The organism is Buttiauxella sp. BIGb0471 (assembly GCF_024807715.1).
GTDB classification, from domain to species: domain Bacteria; phylum Pseudomonadota; class Gammaproteobacteria; order Enterobacterales; family Enterobacteriaceae; genus Buttiauxella; species Buttiauxella agrestis.
Window position 1 is genome coordinate 1107741 of the sequence record NZ_JANUEU010000001.1, and the last position, 18386, is coordinate 1126126.

Genomic DNA, 18386 nt, shown 5'->3' on the forward strand with positions numbered 1-18386 from the left:
AACCCTAGCCTGGAAACCTTATGTGCGCGGCGCGATGTGTATCTTTTAATGGCGCAACCCGGCGAAGAGCGGCGTTCGCATCCGCATCCAGCAGGGTCAGTTGAACATATTATTATCACGCAAGGCAAAGCGCTGGTCGGCACACTGGACAACGCGCATCAGCTTGAGGCGGGGGATTACATTTGTTATCCCGCTGATGAGGAACATTTATTTAAGGCGCTGGAAACCGATACCATGGCGGTGATGGTTTCCGAGCAAAACTAAAAAATCACTCAATCCAGTTCAACAATATTCAGGCCGTCTTGCCCAAATACGTAACGGCAGAGGATCTTGTAACTGTCGCGGTCAAAATGTGTTGTGGGCGTGATCATTGATTTTCCAGATTCCAGAGACTGAGCCGTCCCCAGATATAACCAGTTATTCAGGATATGGTATTCAGTGAGCGCGCCTGATTTCTCTTCTATTGCGATGCGGCCGGGATAAGGCCAACTGCGAACTCGTAACGACTCAAGCGAATCTCTAAGTCGTTGCTGATGGTTTTCCAGCGTCTCTTGCCCGCAACATGCGCCTGCGCATTTCTTCAATGAGAAACGAAAGCACGCTCTACCCGCCGTTAATTTTTCCAGCCCCAGTGCGCCATAGCAAAGCCTTTCCTGATCCGCTAATTCTCTTATCTGATCGATAGCCGCATGCCGGGTTTTAAACAGGCCAAACAAATCTGGTGCATGCGTGAAATCAGTTTCGTTGCTGAAAACAAATTGCGTGGTTTTCTCGGTAATGCGCAGGGAACACAGTTTACGAGCTACCCGTAATCTCTTATTAAACAATGGGCTTTGGTTTTTTATCAGTTGCGATTCAAGCAGCAGGGCACCAATTTCACCGATGGTTTCATGAAAACCAATGTCAGTGGTCATATGCAGCAATTTCGCTTCCGATTGTGTTCTGAAATGTGCCAGAACACGGCTGCGGATGTTGATACTCTTCCCGATATAGAGCGGGAAGGTTTGATCCGAACCATAAAAAATATACACGCCGGGACGCGACGGAAGTGTTTCAAGGGTATGCCGGAGATGCTCAGGATATTGATACTGTAGGGTCATGCTTGAGTCAGATAATTCTCTTCACAGCGGGAAATAGCGCATCCACTTGCAATATCGCAGTCTTTGCATGAGTTTTAACCAGGTTATCGTAATGCTCATTTTGTGGACTTGCAACACTGAGCACCCGCGTCGTCTATGGTTTTATTAGTAGATAAGCAGATTGTTAGCGAAACGCGATAAAACAATGTACCATACCCCCCTATAGTATCAGGAGGTCAAAATGCCCCATTCACCTGAAGACAAAAAACGCATTCTGACTCGCGTACGGCGTATTCGTGGCCAGACAGAAGCGCTGGAGCGCGCGCTGGATAGCGGCGATCCATGTATCGCTATCTTGCAACAAATCGCCGCCGTACGCGGGGCCGCGAATGGCCTGATGGCCGAAATGATGGAAATCCATCTTAAAGATGAACTGGTCGCGGGGGAAACCTCCGAGGATCAGCGTGCGCTGCGCATGGCAGAAGTCGGCCATTTAATTCGCTCTTATCTAAAATAGCGCTTATCTAAAACAACATTCACTCTCACCTGACGACGGAAGAAGAATATGAAATCACGTGCTGCAGTTGCATTTGGCCCAGGAAAACCGCTTGAAATCGTTGAAATTGACGTAGCGCCGCCACAAAAAGGCGAAGTGCTAGTGAAAATTACCCATACCGGCGTGTGCCATACCGATGCGTTTACTTTATCTGGCGACGATCCTGAAGGCGTATTCCCGGCGGTGTTAGGCCACGAAGGTGGCGGGATTGTGGTTGAAGTGGGCGAGGGCGTCACCAGCCTGAAACCCGGCGACCATGTCATTCCGTTGTACACCGCAGAATGTCGCGAGTGTAAATTCTGCAAGTCTGGCAAAACTAACCTTTGCCAGGCCGTTCGCGCTACGCAGGGCAAAGGCTTAATGCCAGACGGCACTACGCGTTTCTCCTACAACGGCGAGCCGATTTATCACTATATGGGCACCAGTACCTTCAGCGAATACACCGTAGTTGCTGAAATTTCACTGGCAAAAGTCAACGAGCAGGCACCGTTAGATAAAGTTTGCCTGCTCGGTTGCGGCGTCACCACAGGTATCGGTGCGGTTCACAACACGGCGAAAGTGAAAGAGGGTGATACCGTTGCCGTCTTTGGTCTGGGCGGCATAGGTCTGGCGGTTATTCAGGGCGCAGTGCAGGCAAAAGCCGGACGTATTCTGGCTATCGACACCAATCCTGAGAAATTCAAACTGGCGACCGAAATGGGCGCGACCGACTGCATCAACCCGAAAGATCACGAAAAACCTATTCAGGACGTGATTGTCGAGTTGACCGACGGCGGCGTAGATTTCAGCTTTGAATGTATTGGCAACGTGAATGTTATGCGTTCCGCGCTGGAATGCTGCCACAAAGGCTGGGGCGAAAGCGTCATCATTGGCGTTGCGGGTGCGGGCCAGGAAATCAAAACGCGTCCATTCCAGTTGGTCACAGGCCGTGTGTGGCGCGGTTCAGCGTTCGGTGGCGTCAAAGGGCGCACGCAGTTGCCGGGCATGGTAGAAGATGCGATGGCGGGCAGAATCAATCTCGACCCGTTTATCACGCACCGTATGCCGCTTGAGCAAATTAACGAAGCGTTCGACCTGATGCACGAAGGGAAATCTATTCGTACCGTGATTCATTTCGGCGACAAATAAACCCTCATCTGGCCCTTGCTGATTTCGCTGCAAAGCGAGTCGGTGAGGGCTGTTCGAATCCATCTATCCCTCCAGTTCCCCGCTATTTTCTCTCATCCAGTGTGCTAAAGGTTTCACAACTCTGGCCGCGCCTCGACGTTTTCGCTTGCGCGCACGCTTTCCGGCGAACAGCGAATTACAGTTGATGCGTACCAGGCCGCCGCTCGCTGACGTGATAATAAAATTCACGGAAATCGGCGGCGGAATCTTCAGCTGCCTGGCGCAATTCGTCGCTGTCTGCCTGGTGGCGCAACAGCATATCGGCACTTTTCACCACCAGATACAGGTGTCCATGCGTTTGCGCTGTGGTCTGGCCGGAAAACAATGCCGCGCCGACCAACAGCAAAATCATCCCCAGTTTTGACCTCAATTGCTTAACCATTCCAGCCCACCTCATTAACGTGACGGGCTAAATGTATAGATAATTGCGTCTGGCGACTATTCAACTTTTAGAAATTTAGCAAAAGAATTGTCAGTTATGTAAAAAGCTCAACAGTTAAAATTTGGTTTACGGTTGGTTAATAATTGGTATGCGATGCTCGCGCGTTTTGCCGGGAGCATCGACGGTAAAAAGAGGGGATTAGTGAGCGACAGATTTTGAAAAAAGATTGATAACTAACACGCCGATAATGATCAGCGCCATTCCTGCAATCGCTGGCCAGTCGAGTTTCTGCCCCAAAAATATCCAGCCCACCGCGCCAATTAACACAATTCCTGCTCCGGACCAAATCGCGTAAATCACCCCAGTTGGAATGGTGCGCATCGTTACCGACAGGCAATAAAACGCCACGCCATAAAAGGCAATCGTGATAACGCTTGGCCATAAACGAGTAAAGCCTTCAGAAAGTTTTAGCGAAGTCGTCGCGATGACTTCAGCGACAATCGCCACAATTAGCCAGATATACGTCATGTCAGTTTCTCCCTCGAGTTCAGGCCGTCAATGTAAAGATCAAAGCGATTTCTGGCAAGAATTGCGGCGCATGGTCATCAATAATTCTTATTAAAATCACGCACGGTAAACGTCCTGTAACAATTGTAAATGTCAGTTGAAAACACTGGCTTTGTTGTTAATGATACAATTTCCGTGATTGTAAATAAGCAAAATATTAGTTTTATATTCTTTCTGTATTTAAATTCTTACATTATGATACCGGTAACATATGAGGCCCTAATGTGTATTAGTCAGACCTCCTGTGGATGACAGCACTGGGTTTCACATGACCTTTGGGGTAAAGAATGGACTGGTTTGTTGATTACTTTTCGACGTATTTATACGGTTTGAAAGTCATCGCTATTACTCTGGCAATTCTGATGTTAATCAGCGGAATTGATGACTTATTTATTGATATCGTCTATTGGGTTCGCCGCGTATGGCGCGCGATCACGGTATACCGCAGCAACGATCGTCTTGACTATAAAGCCCTTTATGAGCCGCAAGAAAAGGCGTTGGCGATTATGGTTCCCGCCTGGAATGAAACCGGCGTTATCGGTAACATGGCGAGCCTTGCCGCCAGTTCACTGGACTACGAGAACTACCATATTTTTGTCGGCACTTATCCTAACGATCCGGATACACAACGCGATGTCGACGAAGTTTGTGCCCGATTTCCGAACGTTCATAAAGTTGTTTGCGCCCGTCCAGGGCCCACCAGCAAAGCCGACTGTCTGAACAACATTCTTGATGCCATTTTGCAGTTCGAGCGCAGCGCGCGGTTTAACTTCTCTGGCTTTATCCTCCACGACGCAGAAGACGTTATCTCTCCGCTGGAATTGCGTCTGTTCAACTATCTGGTCGATCGCAAAGACTTAATTCAGATCCCCGTTTATCCCTTTGAACGCGAATGGACCCACTTCACCAGCCTCAGTTACTTGGACGAATTTTCGGAACTACATGGCAAAGATGTCCCGGTGCGTGAAGCGTTAGCGGGGCAGGTTCCGAGCGCGGGCGTAGGCACCTGTTTTAGTCGTCGCGCCGTGCTCTCATTATTGGCCGATGGGGATGGTATTGCGTTTGACGTGCAAAGTTTGACCGAAGACTACGACATCGGATTCCGCCTGCGTCAAAAAGGCATGGAAGAGATTTTCTGCCGCTTCCCGGTGGTTGACGAAAACGACCGCTCCTCCAAACCCTTTTTACAGCGCGCCCGCACCGCCAATGTGATCTGCGTGCGTGAATATTTCCCGGACACCTTTGCCACCGCCGTGCGACAAAAATCGCGCTGGATTATTGGCATTGTTTTCCAGGGCTTCAAAACTCACCGCTGGAGCACCAGCCCTGTCCTTAACTATTTCCTGTGGCGCGACCGCAAAGGAGCGATTGCTAACTTCCTGAGCTTTGCCGCGATGCTGGTGATGTTACAGCTCGTCGCCATCATGATTTATCAGCGCAGCGTCGAAGGTGCCTGGCAGTTCCTGTCTATTTTTGTCGGCGGCGCGTGGCTGACGACATTGCTGTGGATTAATTTCTTCCTGATGGCTAACCGCATCATTCAGCGCATGATTTTCGTCACGGCCTATTACGGCCTGGCGCAAGGCATGCTGGTGTTGCCGCGTTTGTTCTGGGGCAATCTGATTAACTTCATGGCGAACTGGCGGGCGATAAAACAGGTCATTCAACATGGCGATCCACGTCGTGTGGCGTGGGATAAAACCACGCATGATTTCCCGACCGTCAGCGAACAGCGTTCGGCTCAACCGCTGGGTTACATTCTTGTCGACTCCGGTGTGATTACCCAGGCACAACTCGAAGAGGCATTACAAACACGCGTCCATGGCCTGAAACTGGGCGGCAGCATGGTGCATCAGGGGCTGATTACCGCGAAGCAACTGGCGGTGGCGCTGGCCAAACAGGCTGAAGTTCCGATGGAGTCGATTGACCCGCTGAGTCTGGATCAGTCGCTGGTGCAAAGTGTTGCGGCGAAGGTCGCGCACCATCATGCGGTGCTCCCGATACGCCTGGAAGGCGAAACAATGGTTTTGGCTTCTGAAAACACCATCGATCCCGTTTCGCTTGGCGCGCTGGCACGCAAAATTGGTCGCCCGGTGCGTTATGTCATTGTGCCGCGCGGGCAGGTGGTGATTGGCCTGCGCTACTGGTTCGGTGACGATAAAACCCTCAAAGAAAAACGACTGCTGGACGGTGCGGTGCGCGAACAGCTACTAACTCAGGAGCAGGCTGACGAGCTTTGGGACAAATATGTCTCCGGGCAACTGATGTTCGCCGAAGTGCTGACCAACGAATCGCATCTGAATGAAGCGGTGCTTCGCGCAGTGCTGCTGCGCTATGAACGTAGCGAGGTCATGTTTGGCGAATATCTGGTGCAGGAAGGAGTGGTTAGCCAGCACATTGTTGACCAGTCACTTGAACAACAGCAACAACTGCAACCAAGCATGAGCGCACTGCTGCAAAGTGTCGGTATCAGCGAATTGCAACAGGCTCGTCTGGCGGGGGAAGCGTTATGAATATCCGTTTAAACCCGCTGACGGCGCTGATTTGTGGTGTGTTACTCGCTTCTCCAGCCATGGCGGCACAAGAAGGATCTCGCCAGGATCTTGGCCTTAGCGATTACCGCTATTTCAAGGTGTATCCACACATCGAGCGGGCGCAGAAAGCCCTGAAGCAAAATGACGAAACCCGGGCGTTGCGCAGTTTTGAACATGCACACCAGATGGCACCGGAAAGTTTACGTCTGACCTTGTGGCTTGCCGAGGCGTATCGCCATTTTGGTCACAATGATAAAGCGCAAGCGTTGCTGGAAAGTGAACTCAAAAAACACCCGCAAAATGCTGACTTACAGCGTGCGCTGGAGGCGATCCCCGTTCCGGCTCCAGACATTCACACCACAGAACAGTTGGTGGCGTTACAAAAGCAATGCGATGCCACCCCAACGGTGCGTTGTCGCAGCGACGTGGGCAATTATGCTATCAAGCTCAACCAGTTAGACATTGCGCGTGCGCAGCTAACGGATGCGAAATTCCGCCACACCAAAGAAGGTTTAGCTCTGGCGGACAACTACACGCAGCGGGCGATATTCCTGCAACAGTGGGCCGCTGCGGATCAGGGTTTTGCGCTACTTGATGGCGAGGCCACGCTCACTGACGCGCAGTATCAGCAATGGTTCGCCATCTTGTTGCATATGCAGCGCGACCAGCGGATTCTGGACTTACAAAGTCAGGGCGTGATGAACACGGCAGGTATGCAGCTTGCGTATGCGCAATCGCTGGCTGAACGCCAGGCGCTGGGGCCGTTGCGCCGCTATCTGGCTAACCGTAAACCTGAGTTTTCGACACCCGCCGAAGAACACAACTGGATGCGATTGCTGGCAACTTACAGCCAGCAACCCGGCAACGCCGTCGCTAACTGGCCGGTGAAGCACGCGGAAAACAAAAAGTACGTGTTATCCACCCTGGTGCCTATTCGCATTCAACAAGGCGACTGGCAAGGTGCGAACCAACTGCTCAACACCTTTCCTCAAAACCAGGTGCTCGATCAGCGCCTGGCGTTAAGTCTGGCGCAAAAAGATACGCCATCCAGCCTGCGGTTGCTCAATCAAATCAACCAGACGCGCGGATTAACAGCCCAGGAATTGGGCACCTTAAGCTATCAACTTGCGGCGCACCCGGAATGGATGAACGCCGAACGCAAAGCCCGGCTGGCAAAACCCTTGCCGACACCTGCGCAACGTATGGCGCAGGCACGACTGTTCCAGGGCAAAGAAAATTGCACTATCGTGCGCAATTTACTCGGCGATTTGTCGCCGCAGTATGACGCCGAAAGCTGGTCGCATCTGGCGCAGTGTTATCCATGGCAACCAGGCCTTGCGTTATACGCCGCCCAGCAAGCCGCTGCGCGAGACTCGTCGCCATATTATCAGCGCCAGGTGGGATATCTGGCCTATAGCGCTGAAGATTACGCGCTGGCACAAGCCAACGGGGTCGTCGCGCCACAGACTAGCGCAGCAGCAGAGCCAGACGACGCCGCGCGTGGTTTTGCGCTGGCCGCGCAGGGCAAACACCGTGAGGCCCGTGACGCACTGGAAAAAGCGCGCAAGACACAGCCAGACTCACCAGAAATTCTGCGTCAACTGGTGTTTCTCAATGAACACCTCGACGATAAACCAAACACGAAGCAGTACAGCGAGCGCGTGGTGGACGACATAGATAACACCCTCACGCCACAGCAATCCCTGAGCGACAAACAGCAAGAAGACCGTTTTGCCTTCCGCCGTATTCACGAGGACAGCCAACGCCGCTGGACGTTTAGCTACGACGGCTCATTTGGTTTAACGCCCGACTCGCTAAACAGCGGCGGCAGTAATAACGGTGTGCAGCAAAATAAAAGCTATCGTAGCTACCAGCAATTCGAGGCGGAATACCGCGTCGGTAAGAACAAAATACTCGATGGCGACCAACTCTCTGTTTACAGCCGGGTGTTTGCGGGCAGCAAAGACAACAACTTCGTGCCGGTGGATGAGCCAATGCTCGGAATCGGTGTGCGCTGGAAACCGTTGCGCGACCAGGTCATTTATCTGGCCGCCGAGCAGCAAATCCCGCTCGACCACCACCATGGCGAAGCGGATCTGATGTTACGGGCCAGCGCTTCATTCCTTAACGGCGGGAAATTCAGCGATGACTGGCATCCCACCGGGAATGGCTGGATGGCGCAAAACCTGTATCTGGATGCGGCGCATTTCGTTAAAGCAGATTATCAGATCTACACCGCGGATTACCGCATGAGCTGGCACCAGAAAATCAACCACAAACAAACGCTCGAGCCTTACTGGCACGCGCAGTACAACGCCAGCACCGACACGCCATATCGTGATAACACCCTCGGCGGCGTAGGGGTGCGGCTGAATACCTGGTTTGGTGAATCGCATTACAGTGCCTTCCCGCACAAAGTCAGCGTGGGCCTGGAATATCAACGCGCGTTCTCAGGTCACCATCGCGACACTGATTCCAAAAACAGTCTTTTCCTGACGTTAGGAGCACGCTGGTAATGAAGAAAATCCTGTTAACGACGCTGTTGCTCGTCACACCGCTGGCAAATGCAATGAATGCGGTGATGTATCAACCCCAGTTGCGCGATACCACGGTTTCTGACGCCCAATGGCAAAGCGTGTTAAACAAACTCAAAGGGCAGGGAATCGACACCTTAGTGTTGCAGTGGACGCGCTATGACGATGCGTTCCGCGAGGGAGATTCTCGCGCCTGGCTTGAGCATAAAGCGCAACTCACGACCGCAAGCGGTCTGAAGCTGGTCATCGGCCTGGCGGCGGACGGGCAGTTTTTTGAACGCCAAAAGCAGCCGCTTCCGGCACTGGAAAACTATCTCAACCTTTTACGCGCCGATGACGTTTCGGTGGCAAAACGTTGGGTCGAAGTGCTGGGCAAAAATGCGATTGCAGGCTGGTACATCAGTAGCGAACTCGATGACCGGCGTTGGCGTGAACCCCAAATGCAGCAAGCGGCACAAGACTGGCTGAACAAAACCCGGCTGTCTTTGGCGGCAGTTGCGGATAAACCGGTTGCAGTGAGCAGCTTTTTTGCCGGAAATATGACGCCTGATTCCTACAGCAAATGGGTGACGACACTCAGTCTGAGCGGCGTAAAAGTGTGGGTGCAGGATGGGGCAGGAACGCAGATGCTGAATGAAGCCGAACGCTCGCTTTACCTGAAAGCTCCGTCAGCCGGGAAGGTGATTGAACTCTTCCGCCAGGACAAACAGGCGAAAGTGTTCAAAGCGACACCCGCTCCTGCACAATATCAGGAAAAGTGGCTGGCAACGCCTGTCCCGCCGGGGCAGGACAGAATCTATTTCTCATTACGTTATATGAATGCGGCCAGCGGTGTGCTGGCGTTGTAACGGGGATATTGTCGGATGACGTCTTTGTAGGGTGGATAAGCGTTAGCGTCATCCACCATTTCCCTCACACAAATATCAGGATTTAAATCCGGCGGCGGTCATCAGTAGCCGGAACCCCATTCCCACGGCGGCCAGGGCCAAAACACTGCCGCCCCATAACACCACCAACCACACCAGACGCGATGCCGTTTGTTTCATCAGTGATACCCCTCACCATGCTGTACTTTTCCGCGGAAAACGTAATAACTCCAGAAGGTATAAACCAATATGATCGGGATGATAAACAGCGCGCCGACCAGCATAAACCCCTGACTTTGTGGCGGAGCCGCGGCTTGCCATAGCGTAATAGACGGCGGAATAAGATACGGCCAGATGCTGATGCCTAATCCGCTAAATCCTAAGAAAATCAGCGCCAGCGTCAGCAAAAAAGGCGTGCTGTGCCAGCTTTGCTCAGACCCCACGGCTTTCCATAACCAGATGCTGCACAGCACAACCAACAGCGGAACTGGCAGCAGGAAATAAAGGTTCGGCAAACTAAACCAGCGACTGGCAATTTGTGGATGCGCAAGTGGCGTCCACAGGCTAATGACGGCAATAATCAGCAGCATAACCATCAGCAGCGGTTTGACGATTTTACGCATCACTTTCAGCAGCGGATCCTCGCTCTTCATCACCAGCCAGCTTGCGCCCAATAACGCATAAGCCACGATGAGCCCGACTCCGCAGAACAGATTAAACGGTGTGATCCAGTCGAGCTGCGAACCGCTAAACGCGCGTCCGCTCACCGGGAAGCCAGAAATCACCGCTCCGACGACCACGCCCTGGCAAAATGTCGCTACGATCGAGCCGCCAATAAACGCTTTATCCCAGAAGGGACGGTGCGCGGGTGTCGCTTTAAAGCGGAACTCAAATGCCACCCCACGGAAAATAAGCCCGAGCAGCATGACCGTCAGCGGAATCGTCAACGCATCAATAATCACGGCGTAGGCGAGGGGAAACGCGCCAAACAGCGCCGCTCCACCCAGCACCAGCCAGGTTTCGTTACCGTCCCACACCGGTGCGACACTGTTGACCATCACGTCCCGGTCTTGTGCGCCGCGCACAAACGGAAACAGAATGCCGATGCCGAGATCAAAGCCATCCATCACGATATACATCAACGTGGCGAATACGATAATCACAAACCAGATAACGGATAAATCGACGCCCATTAGTGTGTCTCCTCAAACGGCTGCGGCCCTTTCTTAATCTGCTTGATCATGTAGCTGTAACCCACGCCAAATACTGACATGTACACCACGAAGAAGGTCAGCAGGCTGATGCTCATCTGCAAATTACCGTGTGCGGAAACCGCGTCTTTGGTGCGCAACAAGCCATAAACCACCCACGGCTGGCGACCCACTTCGGTTGTCACCCAACCGGCGAGAATGGCGATAAGCCCGGACGGCCCCATCCACAGCATAAAGCGCAGGAACGTGCGGCTTTCATATAAACGATGGCGATAGCGCAGCCACAAACTGAACACGCCAGCCAGAATCATCAACATGCCCAGCCCCGCCATAATGCGGAATGACCAAAACACCATGGTGGAATTTGGGCGATCTTCTTTTGGGAACTCTTTTAACGCCGGAACTTGTTTATCCAGGCTGTGCGTCAGAATCAGGCTGCCGAGCGCCGGGATTTCCAGCCCGTAACGCGTGCGTTCTTGTTCCATATCCGGCCAGCCAAACAGCAACAGCGGCGTCGGTTCGCCCGGCACGTTTTCCCAATGACCTTCAATCGCGGCTATTTTTGCGGGTTGATGTTTTAAGGTATTCAGACCATGCATATCGCCAATCATCGCCTGTAGCGGGGCGACGATTAATGCCATCCACAGCGCCATCGAAAACATGGTTTTGATGGCTGGCGTTTTGTTGCCTTTCAACAAATGCCAGGCCGCCGACGCCCCGACAAAAAATGCACTACTGAGAAACGCCGCCACCGACATATGCAGCAGTCGGTATGGGAAGGACGGATTAAACACCACGGCAAACCAGTCAACCGGCACCACTTGTCCGTTGTGAATTTCAAACCCTTGCGGCGTTTGCATCCAACTGTTGGACGCCAGGATCCAGAACGTGGAAATAAGCGTGCCTAACGCCACCATACAGGTGGCAAAGAAGTGCAGGCCAGGGCCGACGCGCTTCCAGCCAAATAGCATTACGCCAAGAAACCCGGCTTCAAGGAAGAATGCCGTCAGCACTTCATAAGTCAGCAAAGGCCCGGTGATACTGCCCGCAAACTGCGAAAAACCGCTCCAGTTGGTCCCGAACTGATAGGCCATTACCAGCCCGGACACCACGCCCATGCCAAAGTTGACCGCAAAAATCTTCGACCAGAAATCGTAAAGCGAACGGTAAACAGGGTTTTTAGATTTGAGCCACAAGCCTTCAAGCACCGCCAGATAACTGGCAAGCCCGATGGTGATGGCGGGGAAAATAATGTGGAAGGAAACAGTAAACGCAAACTGAATTCTTGCCAGATGAAAAGCGTCTAAACCAAACATGCGCAACCTCATAGCACAATAACTTCAAGGCTATGTTAGGGAAGGGCGAAGGGAATTATCAGAAACAGAAAGGTGATATTTATCTATAACAGTTGGCGACTGTTATAGGTTTTCGCCTGCATTGCTATTACGCGCACTTATCCGAAAGTATCAATCCGAACATCGTTTACATTAGCCAGTAGCACACAAGTCAATATAATACCGGGTTAGATTTTTACCCTATGTCGCTTCAGCACTACGTGGAATATTAAAAAGGAATAGCATGAAACATTTTTTAAAAATGAGTCTTCTGGCGACTTCATTATCAATAAGCTTTTTGTCACAGGCTGCGCAATCTAATATCGAAATATTAAGTGCCACCGTTAAAGATCAAAAAATTGCGGATGCTCAGGTTGTTGTGCAACACAATGGCGAAAGCTCGCTGGCAACGACCAGTGATGCTTCAGGAAAGGCAAGCTTTACCCGTACGAATGCAGATACCAGCGACAATATCATTATTATTAAAAAGACCGGTTATTCTACGTTGGTCGCAAAATGTCCGTGTGATGGGATGTCGTATGCATTAAGCCCGGTCATGAAAGGCCTTGATAGTATGAGGATTGTTTTGAGCTGGGGAGCCACACCTTCCGATCTTGATTCCCATATCGCGTATCCTGGCAATCATATCTATTTCGATCACAAAGAAGGTCGTGACGGGAATCTTGATGTTGATGATACAGACAGCTATGGGCCTGAAACGATCACATTAACCAAACGCGATGGCGGCCAAAATTACGTTTATGCGGTTCATGATTACACCGATCAGGACCAACCAGAATCATTACAACTATCCAACAGCCAGGCAAAGGTATTTGTTTATGTTGGGGAGTCACTGGTGCGAACATATTATATTCCGCAAGGCCAGAAAGGAAATTTATGGACAGTATTCAGAATTAATGAAAATGGTGAAATTGAAGATATTAATAAATTAAAAGGCATTTCACTGTCAGCGGATAATATCAATTCTGACCTGAGTTCATTAGTGAAAGAGGGTTCTGCTATTGTTACCGCCACCTGGACCGATGCCAATAAAGAACAATCGAAATCGCTGAACCTTAAAGGGGAAGCTGCATATAAAGCTAAAAATTACGAAGATGCTATTGGCTACTTCACGGAAGCGATTAACTATTATTCAGATAATGGTAAAGCCTACGGCAATCTTGGGTTGACATATCAAAAGGTTGGGCGCACAGCGGAAGCTATTTGGGCAAACCGCAAGGCTATTGCGCTGGCATCGGGTAATAATGCAGCAACCATCAGGGCGGGTTCCAACTACAATATCGGTAAGATTTATGAAGCGGCAAATCAATATGCTGATGCGCTTGTCTATTATAAAAACGCAAGAAATGAGAAACAGAATTCCGTGTATGACAATGCTATCGAGCGAGTCAGCAACAAAGTAAATTAATAATCCTGAGTCTAATTTCATACCCCCTTGTAGGGTGGATGACGCTATCGCTTATCCACCCTACAAGGGGTCAGTTTGGATATCGAAAATTATTGTACGTTAAGGTGGTTTTTTGTACCTCTGAGCTGTGGTGGAGCACAGGCAGCTTTGAGCGAAAAGCGGAAGTAGCAAAAATAGATGAAGTTTGTTTTGCCGCATTTAATGATACTTTAAAGTGTGTGCGGTGTTGGGCTATAAGTCACTCACTCTAATTTACCGGCTGCTCATTGAAGGCGCAGCCGTTAAAGATATTTAACTCTACTTGTTCTGGAGAAGATCCCAGCGGTTGCCGTAGATGTCTTCAAATACAACGACCGTACCGTACTCCTCTTCACGTGGCTCCTCACAAAATTCAACACCTTTTGCTTTCATAGCGTTGTAGTCGCGCCAGAAGTCATCTGTCTGAAGGAACAGGAATACCCGCCCTCCACACTGATTGCCTATGAAGTTTTTCTGCCTCTCGTTTGAAGCTCGGGCCAGAAGAATGTTGCAGTCGCTTTCCGGGTTCGGTGTGACCACTACCCATCGTTTCCCAGACTGTGGCGTATCCTCAACCAGGGTAAAGCCCAGCTTGGTTGTGTAATACTCAATCGCGCGGTCGTAGTCGTCAACCACCACGGCCACATACCCCATGCATCGCTTTTGTGTTCTCATTTTATGCTCCGTCAGACTTCAGGCATGACTACCTGGATACTCTTTTTATCACAGAACCTCTATACCTGACCGTCCGCTGTTGGCACGCAGCGGACTTTCCTTACATAGATGATGCGTCAGGCTGCTAATCACAAAAGTTGTTACAGCGCGAACTATTACGCCATGACTGCAAATAAACACCGTTATTCCAGCCTTTCAGGCAGTTTCATTATTTTTATGAAGCGCTTGTATCCGGCAAACCTGTGAAGCACTGTAGCCTGTAGCATCCGCCGTTTCCCGGATACTCAGTTTCTTTACCTGCCGGTAGTACAGGACTTTCTGATGCCGTTCCTGATCGGCCTGCTTACCCCGGTACTTTCCAATTGTATGAGCCCGTTCGATTCCCTGTTTTTGCCGCTGGCGGCGGCTCAGCCAGTCCTTATGTGACATTGCGGCCATCAGATCGATAAGCATGTTATTGATGGCGGTTATCACGGCGCGGGTGATCGGGTCGGCCTGCGAAGGGGCCTTATCTGACAGTGCCTGCCATGATGTGGGCACATCAAGACTGACAATTCGCAGCTCATGTTGTTCTATCTGTTTTTTTAGCGTCATCCAGTCGCTGTTGCTGAGACGTGTAAGACGGTCTATCTGCTCGACCAGTAAAATATCATTGTGGTGACTGTCCATCAGTAAGCGTCCCAGTTCCGGGCGCTCAAGTTTTGTACCACTGATATTTTCCCGGTAGTAGCTGGCGATTTTATGCCCTCGTTCCTGGACGAACTGCTCCAGCATCTCTTTTGCCCGATCGGCGAACTGATCTTCCGTCGATGCTCTTAAATAAGCTCTGATGAACATTTTTTCACCGCATTATCGCATTTAGGTTATTGCATTTAATCTATCGCATTTAGGTTATCTCATTCATTGTGTGCCGTCACGTTTTGGTTATGGCTTCAGGGTGTACCCTTATGCGATAACCATTTTTGTTAAAAATACCGTATCGAATAATTTGTGAGGGAAACTATATGGCAAGGAGGCAGATTCTTTCTCTGTCGGATAGAGAATCATTACTGGCATTGCCAGAAGATGAGTTAACGCTGACCCGAATGGCGTATTTCAGTGAGCATGATCTGGCGCTTATCAGTGCTCACCGTAAACCCGCCAGCCGTTTTGGTTTTGCCGTCCTTCTTTGCTACCTGAAAAATGTCGGCTTTGCCCCGGATAAAAAAATCCCACCCTCTGATGCGCTGCTGAAGCATATAGCCAGCAGGCTAAAGCTTACCGGGGATCTCTGGCCTGCTTACCTTTCCGGCAGGGATACGACCCGGCGTGAGCATTTAACCGAACTGTACCGCTATCTTGGCGTAAAGGCGTTCACCGGCACAATACAGCAGGACTGTATTACACACCTGTTGTCGATGGCGACGCGCACCGATAAAGGTATTCTCCTGGCCGAAGAGTTACTGGTCTATCTCCGGCAGAACAACGTGATAATCCCCGCGATTGATGTCGTGGAGCGTACCTGTGCGGAGGCCATGGCAGGCGGAGATAAAATCGTATTTCAGACTCTGAATGCCCCGTTAACTCCGGCGCACAGGGATGCCCTGGATCGTTTACTTGAGTCATCAGATAATCAGCCTTCCAGGCTGACATGGCTTCTGCAACCGCCGGGTAAAATCAACGGTAAGAACGTGCTGCAACATCTTGATCGGCTCAGTAGCATTGAATCGCTGGCATTACCTGAAGGTATAGATCGTACCATTCACCAGAACCGGTTGCTGAAACTGGCGCGAGAAGGCCGAAAGATGAGTAGCCGGGATTTGACCCGATTTTCAGCAGCCCGCCGTCATGCGATCCTGGTCTGCGTGCTGGAAGAAGCCAGAGCCACACTGACAGACGAAGTGATTGAGCTGCATGAGCGAATGCTGAACAGCCTTTTCAGCAAAGCCAAAAGAACACAGGCTGAGCGCCTTCAGCAGACCGGAAAGCTGATCCAGTCCAAACTGAGACAGTACATCGATGTCGGTCAGGCGCTGTCCGATGCCCGCGATTCCGGTGGTGACCCATGGCTCGCAATAGAAAACATACTCCCGTGGCCTGAATTTGTCGCCAGTCTGGAGGAAACACGCCATCTCGCCAGAAAAAATAATTTTGACCCGCTGCATATTATTACTGAGAAATACAGCACATTACGGAAATATGCCCCGCGCATGTTGTCCGCTTTACAGTTAGTCGCAACCCCGGCAGCGCAACCTCTGGCTGATGCGCTGGTTGTGATCAAGGATATGTACCGGAAGCAGTCACGTAAAGTTCCGGCGACAGCGCCGCTTGAGTTTGTCCCTGAAAGCTGGCGCAAGGTGGTGATTACACCTGCGGGTATTGACCGGCAGTATTATGAATTTTGTGCGCTCAGCGAGCTTAAGGGGGCGTTGCGCTCCGGGGATATCTGGGTTAAAGGCTCGCGCCGCTACAAAAATTTTGATGATTACCTCATACCCGAAAAGGACTTTGACAAACTCACACCGGTGCTGCCACTGCCCGTATCTGCTGATTATCATGAGTACATTACCAGCCGTATGACTCTGCTTCAGTCCAGACTTGAAGAGGTCAATGCCATGGCTGCCCTTGGTGAACTGCCCGATGTGGAAATATCCGACAAGGGCGTAAAAGTCTCTCCGCTGGATAACTGCGTTCCGGCGCAGGTTTCACCGCTGGCAGAGCTGGTTTACAGCATGCTACCGCGACCTAAAATCACGGAAATTCTCGATGAGGTAAACAGCTGGACGGCGTTTACCCGACATTTTTCGCATATAAAAAATGACATTACCCGTCCTGATACCCGCCAGCTCCTCACCACCATTCTTGCGGATGGCATCAATCTTGGCCTGACCAAAATGGCAGAAGCCTGCCCCGGGAGCACCAAATCATCACTCGAAGATATTCAGGCATGGTACATCCGCGACGAAACCTATTCAGCCGCCCTTGCAGAGCTGGTAAACGCGCAGGGGAAAAGACCGCTGGCGGCATTCTGGGGAGACGGGACAACATCATCATCAGATGGGCAGAATTTCAGAACAGGCAGCTCAGGCCGCTACGCAGGGCAGGTTAACCCGAAATATGGGCAAGAGCCTGGACGTCAGTTTTATACCCATATTTCGGATCAATACAGCCCGTTTTACACCTGCATAATCAGTCGGGTCAGGGATTCAACCCATGTGCTCGATGGCTTGCTGTACCACGAAAGCGACCTGGAAATCAGGGAGCATTACACCGATACCGCGGGTTTCACCGATCATGTCTTTGCCCTGATGCATCTGCTGGGATTTGCGTTCTGTCCGCGAATCAGGGATCTCCACGACAAGAAGCTGTTTATCAAAGGGAAAGCGGACCAATACCCGGCACTTCAGTCACTGATATCAACGACCAGCCTGAATCTGAAAGAGATCGAAATCCACTGGCGTGAAGTGCTGCGTCTGGCGACCTCGATAAAGCAGGGAACAGTGACGGCATCCCTGATGCTGAAAAAGCTTGCCAGCTACCCCAAGCAAAACGGACTTGCCAAAGCACTGAGGGAAATTGGCCGTATTGAACGAACGCTGTTTATGCTCGACTGGTTCCGCGATCCGGCACTGCGTCGGCGGGTACAGGCGGGACTGAATAAAGGAGAAGCCCGTAACGCGCTGGCGCGTGCGGTATTCCTGCACCGCCTGGGGGAAATCAGGGACCGGAAACCGGAAAATCAGAGCTATCGCGCAAGTGGACTGACGCTGCTGACGGCAGCTATCTCGCTGTGGAATACCGTCTACATGGAAAGAGCGGTCGAGGCCTTGAAGCGTAAAGGGCTGAAGATCAACGAGCAACTGCTGTCGCATTTGTCGCCGTTGGGCTGGGAGCACATCAATCTGACAGGCGATTATATCTGGAAAAGCAACCGGATACCGGCTTCCGGTAAGTTTCGTCGGCTGAGGCCAGCTAAAGTAGAGAGGTCAAAAAATAGCCTTAACGTACAATAATTTTCGATATCCAAACTGACCCCTACAAAACCCGTTCTCATG

The 18386-nt window shown here is 51.1% G+C and carries 15 protein-coding genes and 1 pseudogene; 8 read left to right on the plus strand and 8 right to left on the minus strand.

The window, feature by feature from the left end:
* Nucleotides 1-24 precede the first annotated feature (24 nt).
* Nucleotides 25-264: pseudogene (locus M2371_RS05240) on the plus strand (cupin domain-containing protein); the annotation flags it as partial.
* Between the two features lie 8 nt (nucleotides 265-272).
* Here M2371_RS05240 and cho read toward each other — a convergent pair.
* Nucleotides 273-1100 carry an excinuclease Cho gene (cho, locus tag M2371_RS05245; protein ID WP_259267069.1) on the minus strand — a complete coding sequence of 276 codons (828 nt, stop codon included), beginning with the start codon at nucleotides 1098-1100 and terminating at the stop codon, nucleotides 273-275.
* Between the two features lie 220 nt (nucleotides 1101-1320).
* Between cho and M2371_RS05250 the strand changes: the two genes are divergently transcribed.
* Entirely contained in the window at nucleotides 1321-1596 is a 276-nt protein-coding gene (locus tag M2371_RS05250) for a metal/formaldehyde-sensitive transcriptional repressor (protein ID WP_259267070.1), read from the plus strand.
* A gap of 48 nt (nucleotides 1597-1644) precedes the next feature.
* Nucleotides 1645-2763: an S-(hydroxymethyl)glutathione dehydrogenase/class III alcohol dehydrogenase gene (locus tag M2371_RS05255; RefSeq protein WP_034495521.1), complete on the plus strand. Its 1119-nt coding sequence runs from the start codon at nucleotides 1645-1647 to the stop codon at nucleotides 2761-2763.
* A 175-nt stretch (nucleotides 2764-2938) separates the two neighbouring features.
* Here M2371_RS05255 and M2371_RS05260 read toward each other — a convergent pair whose 3' ends face one another.
* Both M2371_RS05260 and M2371_RS05265 read right to left on the minus strand, forming a co-directional pair.
* Nucleotides 2939-3184: a DUF2554 family protein gene (locus M2371_RS05260; protein WP_115628530.1), complete on the minus strand. Its 246-nt coding sequence runs from the start codon at nucleotides 3182-3184 to the stop codon at nucleotides 2939-2941.
* A gap of 198 nt (nucleotides 3185-3382) precedes the next feature.
* Nucleotides 3383-3712: an SMR family transporter gene (locus tag M2371_RS05265; RefSeq protein ID WP_259267071.1), complete on the minus strand. Its 330-nt coding sequence runs from the start codon at nucleotides 3710-3712 to the stop codon at nucleotides 3383-3385.
* A gap of 326 nt (nucleotides 3713-4038) precedes the next feature.
* On the opposite strand from M2371_RS05265, the gene nrfB reads away from it, so the two are divergent.
* The 3 genes from nrfB to M2371_RS05280 are packed head-to-tail and all read left to right on the plus strand — an operon-like array spanning nucleotide 4039 to nucleotide 9667.
* Nucleotides 4039-6264 (plus strand): cyclic di-3',5'-guanylate-activated glycosyltransferase NrfB, encoded by a 2226-nt coding sequence (gene nrfB / locus M2371_RS05270; RefSeq protein WP_172894157.1) that lies wholly within the window; start codon nucleotides 4039-4041, stop codon nucleotides 6262-6264.
* Complete coding sequence (locus M2371_RS05275) at nucleotides 6261-8801, plus strand: NfrA family protein (protein ID WP_259267072.1); 2541 nt, start codon at nucleotides 6261-6263, stop codon at nucleotides 8799-8801. Before nrfB ends, M2371_RS05275 begins: the two co-directional genes overlap by 4 nt.
* Nucleotides 8801-9667 carry a DUF4434 domain-containing protein gene (locus M2371_RS05280; protein WP_259267073.1) on the plus strand — a complete coding sequence of 289 codons (867 nt, stop codon included), beginning with the start codon at nucleotides 8801-8803 and terminating at the stop codon, nucleotides 9665-9667. Before M2371_RS05275 ends, M2371_RS05280 begins: the two co-directional genes overlap by 1 nt.
* A gap of 75 nt (nucleotides 9668-9742) precedes the next feature.
* On the opposite strand, the gene M2371_RS05285 is transcribed toward M2371_RS05280, so the two are convergent.
* The 3 genes from M2371_RS05285 to M2371_RS05295 are packed head-to-tail and all read right to left on the minus strand — an operon-like array spanning nucleotide 9743 to nucleotide 12212.
* On the minus strand, nucleotides 9743-9865 hold the full coding sequence (locus M2371_RS05285) for a DUF2474 domain-containing protein (RefSeq protein WP_172894163.1): 123 nt from the start codon (nucleotides 9863-9865) through the stop codon (nucleotides 9743-9745).
* Nucleotides 9865-10878, minus strand: a complete 1014-nt coding sequence (gene cydB, locus M2371_RS05290) for a cytochrome d ubiquinol oxidase subunit II (protein WP_259267074.1) — start codon at nucleotides 10876-10878, stop codon at nucleotides 9865-9867. Before cydB ends, M2371_RS05285 begins: the two co-directional genes overlap by 1 nt.
* Nucleotides 10878-12212: a cytochrome ubiquinol oxidase subunit I gene (locus tag M2371_RS05295; protein WP_310473312.1), complete on the minus strand. Its 1335-nt coding sequence runs from the start codon at nucleotides 12210-12212 to the stop codon at nucleotides 10878-10880. The genes cydB and M2371_RS05295 overlap by 1 nt, the downstream gene beginning before the upstream one ends.
* A 262-nt stretch (nucleotides 12213-12474) precedes the next feature.
* On the opposite strand from M2371_RS05295, the gene M2371_RS05300 reads away from it, so the two are divergent.
* Entirely contained in the window at nucleotides 12475-13659 is a 1185-nt protein-coding gene (locus M2371_RS05300) for a hypothetical protein (RefSeq protein WP_259267075.1), read from the plus strand.
* Between the two features lie 297 nt (nucleotides 13660-13956).
* Here M2371_RS05300 and M2371_RS05305 read toward each other — a convergent pair whose 3' ends face one another.
* Both M2371_RS05305 and M2371_RS05310 read right to left on the minus strand, forming a co-directional pair.
* Nucleotides 13957-14352 carry a VOC family protein gene (locus tag M2371_RS05305; protein WP_259267076.1) on the minus strand — a complete coding sequence of 132 codons (396 nt, stop codon included), beginning with the start codon at nucleotides 14350-14352 and terminating at the stop codon, nucleotides 13957-13959.
* Nucleotides 14353-14547: 195 nt separating this feature from the next.
* Nucleotides 14548-15189: a recombinase family protein gene (locus M2371_RS05310; protein ID WP_163658955.1), complete on the minus strand. Its 642-nt coding sequence runs from the start codon at nucleotides 15187-15189 to the stop codon at nucleotides 14548-14550.
* 167 nt (nucleotides 15190-15356) lie between these two features.
* On the opposite strand from M2371_RS05310, the gene M2371_RS05315 reads away from it, so the two are divergent.
* Nucleotides 15357-18344, plus strand: a complete 2988-nt coding sequence (locus tag M2371_RS05315; RefSeq protein ID WP_259267077.1) for a Tn3 family transposase — start codon at nucleotides 15357-15359, stop codon at nucleotides 18342-18344.
* The last annotated feature ends 42 nt before the right edge of the window (nucleotides 18345-18386 follow it).

Bases quoted from the DNA above. Each gene is read 5' to 3' on its own strand.
- cho (WP_259267069.1), bottom strand. From the start codon at position 1,100: ATGACCCTACAGTATCAATATCCTGAGCATCTCCGGCATACCCTTGAA.
- M2371_RS05250 (WP_259267070.1), top strand. From the start codon at position 1,321: ATGCCCCATTCACCTGAAGACAAAAAACGCATTCTGACTCGCGTACGG.
- M2371_RS05255 (WP_034495521.1), top strand. From the start codon at position 1,645: ATGAAATCACGTGCTGCAGTTGCATTTGGCCCAGGAAAACCGCTTGAA.
- M2371_RS05260 (WP_115628530.1), bottom strand. From the start codon at position 3,184: ATGGTTAAGCAATTGAGGTCAAAACTGGGGATGATTTTGCTGTTGGTC.
- M2371_RS05265 (WP_259267071.1), bottom strand. From the start codon at position 3,712: ATGACGTATATCTGGCTAATTGTGGCGATTGTCGCTGAAGTCATCGCG.
- nrfB (WP_172894157.1), top strand. From the start codon at position 4,039: ATGGACTGGTTTGTTGATTACTTTTCGACGTATTTATACGGTTTGAAA.
- M2371_RS05275 (WP_259267072.1), top strand. From the start codon at position 6,261: ATGAATATCCGTTTAAACCCGCTGACGGCGCTGATTTGTGGTGTGTTA.
- M2371_RS05280 (WP_259267073.1), top strand. From the start codon at position 8,801: ATGAAGAAAATCCTGTTAACGACGCTGTTGCTCGTCACACCGCTGGCA.
- M2371_RS05285 (WP_172894163.1), bottom strand. From the start codon at position 9,865: ATGAAACAAACGGCATCGCGTCTGGTGTGGTTGGTGGTGTTATGGGGC.
- cydB (WP_259267074.1), bottom strand. From the start codon at position 10,878: ATGGGCGTCGATTTATCCGTTATCTGGTTTGTGATTATCGTATTCGCC.
- M2371_RS05295 (WP_310473312.1), bottom strand. From the start codon at position 12,212: ATGTTTGGTTTAGACGCTTTTCATCTGGCAAGAATTCAGTTTGCGTTT.
- M2371_RS05300 (WP_259267075.1), top strand. From the start codon at position 12,475: ATGAAACATTTTTTAAAAATGAGTCTTCTGGCGACTTCATTATCAATA.
- M2371_RS05305 (WP_259267076.1), bottom strand. From the start codon at position 14,352: ATGAGAACACAAAAGCGATGCATGGGGTATGTGGCCGTGGTGGTTGAC.
- M2371_RS05310 (WP_163658955.1), bottom strand. From the start codon at position 15,189: ATGTTCATCAGAGCTTATTTAAGAGCATCGACGGAAGATCAGTTCGCC.
- M2371_RS05315 (WP_259267077.1), top strand. From the start codon at position 15,357: ATGGCAAGGAGGCAGATTCTTTCTCTGTCGGATAGAGAATCATTACTG.